Raw genomic sequence first — 4,262 nt, forward strand, 5'->3', positions numbered from 1 at the left:
GTGTTGTGCGGGTCCTCCCACGACCGCAGGCCCTCGACCTGGCAGGCGGTGACGGTGTCGTCGCGGCGTACGTCGAGCAACGGGCGGGCGAAGACGTCGAACCCCCGCCGCATCCCGGCCAGGGACCGTCCGCCGGAGCCGCGGGCCAGGCCCAGCAGCACCGTCTCGGCCTGGTCGTCGAGGGTGTGGCCCAGCAGCACCACCGCGGCCGAGGTGCGGGCGGCCACCTCCTCGAGGACGGCGTACCGGGCCTCCCGGGCGGCCGCCTCGGGGCCGAGTCCCGCGGCGTCGACGACGACCGTGGCCGTCATCGTCTCGTCGGCCCCGAGGCCGGCCATCTGCTCCACGACCCGGGCGGCCTGGTCGGCCGAGCCGGCCTGCAGCCCGTGGTCGACGGTCACGCCGATGACCCGCTGGGCACGCTTGTGGCCCTCGAAGACGGCGGCGCTCAGCAGGGCCAGCGAGTCGGCGCCGCCGCTGCACGCCACCAGCACCGTGGATCCGGCCGGCAGGTCGCCGAGGACGCCGCGCACGCCGCGGCGTACGGCAGCGATCGCGGGGTGCAGGCTCACGCGACCCTCAGAGGACCCGGGTGATCCAGGAGTCCGGGTCACCGATCTCGGACTTGCTCGGGAGGTGTGCCGGCTCGGCCCAGACGGCGTTGAAGTCGTCCATGCCGACCTTGTCGACGACGTGGCGCACGAAGGCGGCCCCGTCGCGGTACTGCGCCATCTTGGCGTCGAGGCCGAGCAGCCGGCGCAGGATCCGGTCGAGGGTGCCGACGCCCTTGCGCCGCTCGTCGAAGCGGGCGCGGATCCGGTCGACGGTGGGGATCACGGAAGGCCCCACCCCGTCCATCACCACGTCGGCGTGGCCCTCGAGCAGCGACATCACTCCGGTGATCCGGTCCAGGATCTCCTTCTGCTCCGGGGTGCCCATCACGTCCAGGAGGCTGCCACCGCCGCCGCGGACGGCCTCGGAGACGCGGCGTACGACGTCGTCCATCATCCGCGTGGGCTCCACCGTGCTGGTGAGGGCGAGCATCTCGGCATAGAGGTGGTCGCGCATCCACGGCACCGCGGTGAACTGGACGCGGTGCGTCTCCTCGTGGAGGCAGACCCAGAGCCGGAAGTCGGTCGGGTCGACACCGAGCTCGCGCTCGACGTGCACGATGTTGGGGGCGACCAGGAGCAGGCGGCCGGTGTCGGTAGCGCCCGCCGGGTCGCCGTCCTCGGCGAGGCCGTGGAACGGGTCGAACTGGCCGAGCACCTTGGTCCCCAGGAAGCCGAGCATCAGGCCGACCTCCGCGCCGGTGACGCGCGACCCGATGGCCAGCGACAGGCCGTGGGGCGTGCCCTTCTTCTCCGTCAGCCGGGTGACGAGCGGGTCCAGGATGCGGGCGAAGCCGTCGGCGTTGGCCTGCACCCAGCCGCGCCGGTCGACGACGAGCACCGGCGCGGAGTAGCCCTGCGCCACCAGCCCGGTGAAGTCGCGCACCAGCGCGGTGGAGCGACCGGCGTCGTCCCGCAGCTCGGTCACCGCGGCCGCTGCGGCCTCGGGCGTCACCTCGGGACCGTCACCGGCCACCTTGGCGCCGAGGTTCACGGCGAAGTCCCAGTCGACCATTGTCGTCATGGGGCGACCCTAGCCCGGCGACCCACCCGGGCCGCGACGACTCAGCCGGCGCTGCAGCGACAGGCGGCCAGGTCCGCGGCGAGGTGGTCGACGGCCTGCTGGGCGTCGAGCTTGTCCTCCTCCCTGGCCCGGTCCACCGCCACCACGAAGGCCATCGCGGTGCCCTCGCGGTCGGTGGTGACCCCGGCGAGGGAGTGGACGTTGCTCAGGGTGCCGGTCTTGGCGCGCACGCGACCCGGTCCCTCGGGGGCGCCGGTGTCGAAGCGGTAGGCCAGCGAGCCGGTGAAGCCGGCGACCGGCAGGCCGGTGAGCACCGACCGCAGCTCGGGGTGGGCCGGCGCGGCGGCCGTCTGGAGCACCTGGAGCAGGGTCGTCGAGGACACCCGGTTGAGGCGCGAGAGCCCCGAGCCGTCGTGGATGACGTCGGCTCCGGTGTCGATGCCGAGTCCCCGCAGTGTCTCCATGACTCCGGCCGAGCCGCCCTCGAAGGACCCCCGCCCGCTCACCGCCAGCCCGACGTGTCTGGCGAGGACCTCTGCGGCCTCGTTGTCGCTGACCTCGAGGAGGTGCTCGACGATGTCGCCGACCGGGGCACTGCTGACGCCGGCGACCTCGGTCGCGCCGCTCGGTGCCGCCGTGGGGACCGGGCCGCCCACCACGCGCACCCCCGCGTCGCGCAGGGCGGCCGCGAAGGTCTCGGCGGCGGTGGCGCTCGGGTCGTCGGAGTAGCCGTAGCCGGTCGGCGAGGCCCCCCGGTCGACCCAGAGCGCGGTGATCGGGCTGACGATGTCGTCGGGCACGTAGTCGGCCCGCCACCGCGGGTTGTCGCTCGGGCCGGTGAACAGGCCGTCGTCGTACTGCACGCGCACCCGCTGCCCGGGGGCCAGGGTGGCCGCGACGTCGCGGGCGAGGGTGACGATGTCCGCGCGCTCGGGGTAGGTCGACTCCGCCTCCTCGGGGGTCAGCGGTCGGCTCGCGAGGTAGGGGTCTCCCCCGCCGACGAGCACCAGGTCCCGGCGGGTGGCCCCGCGCAGGACGCGGGTCTCGAAGCGCGCATCGGGCCCGAGGAGCTCGAGCGCGGCCGTGCTGGTGAGCAGCTTGGTCGTCGAGGCCGGGATCACCGCGCCCTCGCCGTACGTCCAGGCGGGTCCGTCGCCGCTGAGGTCGCCGACCGCCGCCACGACGTGCCGCCCGAGGTCCTTGTCACGCAGCCCGGGGGCGAGCGCGGCGGCCACGGCGGCCGGGTCGACGTGACCGCGCTCGGCGGGCGGGACGACGGCCGAGACGGGCGCTGGGACGGCCCACTCGGGCAGCGCGACGCCGGCCGGCGGCGCGATCGCGGCCGGCTCRGCCACCGGGTCCACCGAGAGCCACGGGAGGTAGCGGGGGCCGAGGCCGAGCCGGTACGACGCGAAGGCCGCAGCCACGAGGGCCAGCACCAGCAGGGTCGGGAGCCAGTGGGCGACACGTCCCGGACCGGTCGGCGAGGGAGAGTGGCGTCGGTCACGTGGCACGCGATTTCCCCTTCACTTTGGCCGTCGGGGGCCATTGTGCGCGACACTGGCCGCCGATCACCCAACGCCCCAGGAGAGAACAGTGCCCGACGAGCAGGTAGCCGACGACGTCCGCGACGAGATCACCGAGAGCGACGTCCGCCCGTCCGACTCCTCACAGCTGCTCTTCGACGTGCTGATCGAGATCCCGAAGGGCTCGCGCAACAAGTACGAGGTCGACCACAAGACCGGACGCCTGCGGCTCGACCGCATGCTGTTCACCTCGACCGCCTACCCCGAGGACTACGGCTACATCGAGAACACCCTCGGCCAGGACGGCGACCCGCTCGACGCGCTCGTGCTGCTCCAGGCCCCGACGTTCCCGGGGTGCCTCATCGAGTGCCGCGCGATCGGCATGTTCCGCATGACCGACGAGGCCGGCGGCGACGACAAGGTCCTGTGCGTGCCCTCGCACGACCCGCGTCTCCAGCACCTCCAGGACATCGGCGACGTCTCCAAGTTCGACCGGCTCGAGATCCAGCACTTCTTCGAGGTCTACAAGGACCTCGAGCCCGGCAAGTCCGTCGAGGGCGCCAACTGGGTCGGCCGCGCCGAGGCCGAGGCCGAGGTCCGCGCGTCCTTCGACCGGGCCAAGGCCGAGGGCTACTGAGCCCAGCGGGTGAGCGCGACGGGCTCGGCCACCGAGCCCAGCTTGTCGGGGTTGCGCACCAGGTAGAGCCGGGTGACGGCGCCATCCTCGACGAGCATCGTGCCCACGCCGTCGCGCTCGCCGCCGACGACGAACTGGACCGCCGGCGCGCCGTTGAGCCACACCGGCACCAGCTCGAGCGCGTCGGGGGCGATCCCGGCGAGGAAGCGCAGCACCTTGTCGCGCCCGCGGATCGGCTTGAGGGCCGCCCGGACCCTGCCACCGCCGTCGCTCATCAGCACCACGTCGGGCGCGAGCACGTCCATCAGGCCCTGCAGGTCGCCGGTCTCGGTGGCCCGCCGGAAGCGCGCGATGACCGCGTCCCGCTCGGCGACGGTGGCCGTCGAGCGCGGCCGGCGGGCGAGCACGTGGGCGCGGGCCCGGTGCGCCACCTGGCGCACCGCCGCCTCGGACTGGTCCACGGC

Annotated in this window: 4 protein-coding genes and 1 pseudogene; 1 reads left to right on the forward strand and 4 read right to left on the reverse strand. The window is 74.0% G+C overall.

Annotated features, from left to right (window positions below; translation table 11 throughout):
- The 3 genes from tilS to dacB form a co-directional block, all read right to left on the reverse strand.
- On the reverse strand, positions 1 to 572 hold a 572-nt coding region (gene tilS, locus ACXJKL_RS15730), incomplete at its 3' end, for a tRNA lysidine(34) synthetase TilS (protein ID WP_457207973.1).
- A 7-nt stretch (positions 573 to 579) separates the two neighbouring features.
- Positions 580 to 1,635, reverse strand: a complete 1,056-nt coding sequence (locus ACXJKL_RS15735; protein WP_457207974.1) for a zinc-dependent metalloprotease — start codon at positions 1,633 to 1,635, stop codon at positions 580 to 582.
- Positions 1,636 to 1,676: 41 nt separating this feature from the next.
- A complete protein-coding gene (gene dacB / locus ACXJKL_RS15740; RefSeq protein WP_457207975.1) occupies positions 1,677 to 3,149 on the reverse strand; it encodes a D-alanyl-D-alanine carboxypeptidase/D-alanyl-D-alanine endopeptidase in 1,473 nt (490 codons plus the stop codon).
- Positions 3,150 to 3,270: 121 nt separating this feature from the next.
- Here dacB and ACXJKL_RS15745 point away from each other — a divergent pair, with 121 nt between their 5' ends.
- Positions 3,271 to 3,798, forward strand: coding sequence for an inorganic diphosphatase (locus tag ACXJKL_RS15745; RefSeq protein ID WP_457207976.1), 528 nt, complete (start codon positions 3,271 to 3,273; stop codon positions 3,796 to 3,798).
- On the opposite strand, the pseudogene ACXJKL_RS15750 reads toward ACXJKL_RS15745, so the two are convergent.
- Positions 3,792 to 4,262, reverse strand: a pseudogene (locus ACXJKL_RS15750) (RNA polymerase subunit sigma-24); the annotation flags it as partial. The gene ACXJKL_RS15745 and the pseudogene ACXJKL_RS15750 sit on opposite strands and share 7 nt — an antisense overlap.

Source organism: Nocardioides sp. P5_C9_2 (assembly GCF_054049555.1).

Coding starts and splice junctions, on each gene's coding strand:
- ACXJKL_RS15735 (WP_457207974.1), bottom strand. CDS start 1,635: ATGACGACAATGGTCGACTGGGACTTCGCCGTGAACCTCGGCGCCAAG.